We start from the raw sequence: 5963 nt of genomic DNA on the forward strand, positions 1-5963 counted from the left end.
GGGTAGCACTTCCAAGTCCTAGATAGGGAAACAAGCGTTTTCCCGCCTAGATTTTTAGTGCCACACCCGCTCTGTCATGGCAGAAATTGTAGAATTAGATGCTGAGTATTGGCACCGGTTTTGACAATCTTAGGGGTCGCAGGCTTAACAAACCCTTGATCTGCTGAAAATTCTCACGGGTTGGGTCGAACGGATCTCACGCCCCCATCGAGAAATTTCTCGTTCAAACTCAGATCGAAATAATACTGACACCAAAATTCTGCTACCTCCAACAACATGGGTACTGATTCAGCCACGATACCTGAACCAGACTGCAATCCATAACGCTCTACATATTCTCTAGCTAGTTTGTAAGTCCAATAGGGAAAATCTGTCTCTACGAAACACCGCACTGCATACTCTAGCTTAAGTAAATCTCCACTGCGAACAAAGCGCACCGTTGCCCACCTAAAATTACGGTAGTCATCCCCTTGCAAGCCATCAATGTCTCTCAATAAATTTCTGAGAGATTGCCGGCTTTCGTAACTAGGGTTTTCTCGGTAACTGTCCATCAGTGAGATTGCTTCATCCACTAATTGTTGTTGCTGTGCCCATTCTTCACTGGTGAAATGTTCGGGACAAATCGCCTGATTTATCTGTTGCTGCACCAGTCGAGCAATGTAGAGCGCAAACTTTTGGGCAGCAACTTCATCAACACACAGACTTTTGATACTCGTCAACCTGGTTATCGGTATAGCAAGTCGAGCTTTTTCAACTTCCTTGGTGGCTTGAATCCACTTTTTTATTTTATTGGCAATAGCACGTTGTTGGTTGTTTTGTTTCATTCACCGTAAATCTCTTTCAACACAACTGCCAATCCCGCGTCTAAATCTTGCAGCGCTTCATCTAGGCTCTCATAACTATCTTTTCCGAACCACAGCATCCCACCACAATCGATCGCTCGCACAAAAGATGTTAAAGGACTCTCTGCGCGATCGCCGATTTCAATCCAGCCTTCATGTTCGTATACCCAACGGGCTATGTTAGGGTACATCTGTTCCAACGAAAATTTCATCTGAACTAGCTTGCTTCCGGTGTGTGCATCTTCACTATAACGTCAGGCTTCAAACCCCAATTAATTTTCAATCCTGATGAAACCCAGTATATCAAGGAATGAGCTGCTATTCCAAAAATAGATAGAGTTGGTGAGTCCAGGATTGTATTAGTTTTTGTTGCAAACTTCTTTGATAAGTTGATACTCCGCATCATATCTTGGCGTAAATGAAGTTTGCCACCACGTTCCTGCTTTTTTAACAGCACCTTGTTGGGTGGTCAAAATATAGTTAGTTGGACGAATCATGGAGGTTGGACAGTAAACTCTAAAATCTGCTTTTAATCTATCTCCATCAGAATACACTAAAGTAGTTGAAGCAAGATATAGCTCTGGCTTGTCAAGCAGCTTAATCGAAATTTGAGCAGGTGAGATAGGAGTTGGCTTGGGTAAAGTTACTGTTGATGTAGGTGGATAAATTGGTAAAGGTTGTGGTGGAGTTGGTGTCGGTGGATAATTTGGCGATGGTTGAGGTTGAGATGTAACTATCGGAGATGGAGGAATTGGTGATGTTTGAGGTTGAGATGTAACGATCGGAGATGGAGGAATTGGTGATGGTTGTGCTGGTATAATATTCGGTGATTCAGGAGTAACGGGAGTTTGGGCAGTAGGAGATTCTTCTACTGGCAAAGGAGACTTAGAAGGCTGCGGTGATGAAACTATTGGGGGAGTGGAGGCAATTGGAGTCGGCTGTGGATTTGAAATCGGTGATTGTGCAGATGGTTTGGTTATCCAAAATCCTGCAATAATAGCCGTTGCAATGAAACTACCAAGCAACAAAGTTTGTTGGATATTCCCAAGTTTCGATGGAGCTGCGGAAATAACTGTTGGTTGTTGAATATTCTCAGGAATATCTGCTATGGTAGGACGGATAATTTGATGAACCTGAGCTGTTTTTGATTGCAATGCTTGCAGCATTTCTTGTGCTGTAGCGTATCGATCGCAACTCTGAGCAGAAATTGCCTTATCTAAAACAATGGTGAGGGTAGGACTAACTTGGGGAGCATATTGCTTCCAAAGAATTTCACCTGTGTAGTTATTAGTTTCTATATCCTGTGGCTGTTTGCCTGTCAGTAAATAAATAGCAGTTAATCCAGTAGCGAATAGGTCACTACTATAAACTGGTCGTCCGGCCGCTTGTTCCGAAGACATAAATCCACGAGTGCCGATTGCAATTGAAGTCTGCGGACTTCCTGAAGAACTCATGGTAGTAGCTATTGCCTCTTTCACAGCACCAAAATCTATCAACACAGGCTTTTGGTCGGATTCTCTAATAATTATATTGTCTGGTTTAATATCCCGATGAATAATCTGTTTTTGATGAACGTAATCTAAAATTGGTAAAAAATTAACTAAAAAGCCTATGACGTAACTTTCGCTGAAACTGGATTGTGATTGGATTCTATCTGTGAGAGTCATGCCCTCTATTAGTTCTTGAACGAGATAGAAGTCATTGTTTTCTTCAAAATAAGCATAGAGTGTAGGAATGCGGTCGCTGTGGCTGCCCAAATCTTCCAAAATAGCGGCTTCCCGTTGAAAGCGCTCTTTGATTAGTGGATAGATTTGGGGATGGTGAGAAACCGGGTGTAGCTTTTTAACTACGCACCGCCGTCCTGATGGCATTTGGTTATCTTCTGCGAGGAATGTTTCCCCAAACCCACCAGAACCAATAGATTTTAAAACTTGATACCGATTATTTAATAGCATAGTTGGGTGTCAAATATTGTTTTACGACATACAGCACTAAAGTCAAGCTAATTAAAATATTCCGATGTAAATCAACTATGTTCCAGGAAGCTGAGCATGAGACTCAGGTTACTTGATTGAGCATCAGATTTAACGATCGTCCGAACCTTTCTTTCTGCACCCACCTGTACCCGTGAGGTAGCGTGTTTCCTGACTGCATCAGCCCCCTGGCGCTAAGCAATACCCAGATAAATGCAGTAATGCAGTAATGCAGTAGAGCGTTGGATAAGGATGACTGTAAACAGAGAGAATATTGGTCTACCTTTGGCTGATGGGGTGAGTTTTGCCGATATGAGCTTCTGGTTGTGGCTAGCCCAGCCTCAGAAACAGCGATGATTTGGCTGGCTCACTTTCCTTTATACAAGCTTCAGCAGAACTGAATCACAATCAGGTAAAAAGATTTAGAAGGAGGAAACTTCCTGAAACTGAGGATATGGAACGTTATTTGTAATATGGCAATATTTTTGGTCTGGGATTTGAATTGGAACAGAGAGGCAAAATGATCGAAGGGCGAGTGATTTTTAGTTTAATAGTAAGTTTGGCTGTTGTTGGCTCTAATTCTTTGCCGGTCTTTGCAGAATTTAAACAAGATAGCGCGACGATACCAAACTACATAGCTCAGCGACAACGTAATTGCAGCAACCCTCAAAGTAACGTAGAGTCCAAGGAGTGTATACGATTAAGGTATGAAGCAGCGGATAAGCGCCTCAATCAGGTTTATCAACAACTGCTTCCTAAATTAAGCCGTAAACAGCGATCGGTACTTTATCAAGAACAGATTAAATGGATTAAGTCGCGGGATAAAAGCTGCGAATCAGAAGTTTATGACAATCGCGGTGGTACGGGTTATCAAGATTTTCTTAATGAATGCTTGGAACGCAAGACCAAACAACGCACCGCTGAATTAGAGAATTTTTTAAGAAAGAGATAAGGAATAGAAAGGATAGTTTATGAAAAAGCAATCGATTTTAGGAATTATGCTCAGTTGTGCCGTGTTGGGAGCTTGCTATCTCACAAAACCCCAAACTGTAAATGCTGCACCTGCATCTATGTTTACACCCATTATCCGGGATATTAAGAATCAGATTCCGAGAGGATTGGTAATGCGCCTACCTTCAAATGTCAATATCAGCAACATTAAACTTTACCCCGAAGTTATTGCAGACAGCCCCAGAGAGTTTGCTGTCAGGCTTAATTCACAACCGAACTGCATGACTAGATCCTGTTATTTTGGATCTATTGCAGTAGCCAAAGATTCTAAATATGCTGATAATTTACGTTCCAAGCATATCTTTTCTAAGACGTATATGCAAAGAGTTAGAGCAATTAGAAAACGCGACTATCAAACTAGAACAGAATCAGAGATAAAACTATTAATTAGCTCAGAGATGGCAGTCTTAGAAAGAACACCCATCACCTTAAAGCCAGGGATTCAAGGTGTTTTCATTGTTCAGAACGGGGGAGGTGCTTCCACTCCACCTTCTCTACACGTTTTTTGGAAACAAGATGGTTTGAATTATCGAGCAAGTGTAGGATGTATATTAGATCGCAATGATAATGTAACACCAAGTCAAAAGTCAGCATTGGTTAATCTAGCTATTTCGATGGCTAAAGAGTCTCCGATTAAAAGTGCTAACTAATAAAAATAGGAAGAACTATGAGTTTCCGTCTCCGTTTACTTGTAGGCGGTACTCGCGTCTCTGGCGATCGCGAATAATCATTCGAGTGCTGGAGTCCGATGAATTTTCCAACATCATTTATTTTTAGAATACCCGATAGCGATTGTCCTTCACCGAATCTACGATCGCCTCTTCTTTCCCCTTGACCCCGCTCACCCGCCGCATTAAGAAATACCCCCGACGGATGCAGCAATGCAGTAAGTATGCAAGACTTTGGAGCGTCGGGTCGAGTATACACCAAGATGAAAATAGAAGGCCACGGGCAGGCCAAGATATTCACGCAACAGGAAATCGAACTTTTGTTCAACGAAGGTTTGCAAACCGATCGCGACCGCGCCCTCTTCGGAGTTTGTCTCTACACCGCCTGCCGCATTGCCGAAGCGTGCAGCTTAAAAGTCATCGATGTTTTCACCCCGGCGGGTGCCATCCGCTCCGAAATGATCATCCGTAAAGGCAACACTAAAGGTAAGCTCGGCACCCGCACTATCCCGATCATTCAAGAGTTGAGGCTGCTGTTAGAAACCTACAAACATCCCGAACACCCCTACCTGTTCCCCGGCCGCCACCTCAATCACCGCTGGAAACACGCGAACCCGGAAGCCGCCTCTCACCTGTTCCAAGAAGCCTGCGAAAAAGTTGGCATAATCGGCGCTTCCACCCACAGCCTCAGAAGGTCGGCACTCACTCAGATGAGCAACGCGGGTATCCCATTGCGGATTATTCAAGAAATCAGCGGCCACCGCAACTTAGAACAGTTGCAGAAATACTTAGAAGTGCGGCCCGACCAAGTAAGGGGAGCCGTCTCTGCACTCTCTACCCTTTCCTACGTCAGGAAAACCACTTATCCTGATTTAGCTCCCCCAACCCCACGAAATCCGTTGCCCCCTCACCAACTGTCACAAGCCCAAGCAGACTCCTCACCTGAAGAAATTCCCGATTGGTGATTGGCTGGCTGCCTGAAAAACGGATGCTCCAGCAGCATCTGCTGGGTATGAGATGCTCTACCATCCGTTTAACGGCTCTCATACTGTTCCAGAGGCTCGGAGTGCCCAAAGCCGGACGATTGGTTGACGGCATCATCTCAAACCGAGAGTAGAACAGTTGGCTAGCCCGTCCAAGTTCTTTAAAACCTAAAACAAAAGCTCCTACATCAGAGGAGCTTTTGTTTGTATATTGTCGAGCGACATCGAGATATTTTCGCTCGGCAGTGAGCCAGCAAATATCTTAGCCACCTGGGCGTTTAACAACCTCGCTCGGGATGAAATCGGTGTGGTGCCACTGCGTTTTTGGACACAGCGGGAAAAACTATAAGGGTGTAAAAAAAACGCTGAAGACTGCAGAGAATTAAGTCATCAATCACCATCAGTCAATAGAGGTCAAGCCCTCGGTCTATTAGTACGCCTCAGCTTCATCCCTCTCAGGACTTCCACTTAACGCCTATCAACGGG

Annotated in this window: 6 protein-coding genes; 3 read left to right on the top strand and 3 right to left on the bottom strand. The window is 44.0% G+C overall.

From position 1 onward, the window contains the following. Positions 1–173: 173 nt before the first annotated feature. From QUA74_RS29010 to QUA74_RS29020, 3 genes are all read right to left on the bottom strand, one after another. Complete coding sequence (locus QUA74_RS29010) at positions 174–824, bottom strand: hypothetical protein (protein WP_333336106.1); 651 nt, start codon at positions 822–824, stop codon at positions 174–176. Further along, on the bottom strand, positions 821–1054 hold the full coding sequence (locus QUA74_RS29015; protein WP_333336109.1) for a hypothetical protein: 234 nt from the start codon (positions 1052–1054) through the stop codon (positions 821–823). The genes QUA74_RS29010 and QUA74_RS29015 overlap by 4 nt, the downstream gene beginning before the upstream one ends. A gap of 147 nt (positions 1055–1201) precedes the next feature. After that, positions 1202–2797 (bottom strand): protein kinase domain-containing protein, encoded by a 1596-nt coding sequence (locus tag QUA74_RS29020; protein ID WP_333336112.1) that lies wholly within the window; start codon positions 2795–2797, stop codon positions 1202–1204. A gap of 538 nt (positions 2798–3335) precedes the next feature. Here QUA74_RS29020 and QUA74_RS29025 point away from each other — a divergent pair. From QUA74_RS29025 to QUA74_RS29035, 3 genes are all read left to right on the top strand, one after another. Then, on the top strand, positions 3336–3767 hold the full coding sequence (locus QUA74_RS29025; protein ID WP_333336115.1) for a lysozyme inhibitor LprI family protein: 432 nt from the start codon (positions 3336–3338) through the stop codon (positions 3765–3767). A gap of 19 nt (positions 3768–3786) precedes the next feature. Next, positions 3787–4476 (top strand): hypothetical protein, encoded by a 690-nt coding sequence (locus QUA74_RS29030; protein WP_333336118.1) that lies wholly within the window; start codon positions 3787–3789, stop codon positions 4474–4476. 242 nt (positions 4477–4718) lie between these two features. After that, positions 4719–5459, top strand: coding sequence for a site-specific integrase (locus QUA74_RS29035; RefSeq protein ID WP_333336120.1), 741 nt, complete (start codon positions 4719–4721; stop codon positions 5457–5459). Positions 5460–5963 lie beyond the last annotated feature (504 nt).

The sequence above is a fragment of the Microcoleus sp. LAD1_D3 genome (assembly GCF_036702135.1).
Taxonomy (GTDB): domain Bacteria; phylum Cyanobacteriota; class Cyanobacteriia; order Cyanobacteriales; family Microcoleaceae; genus Microcoleus.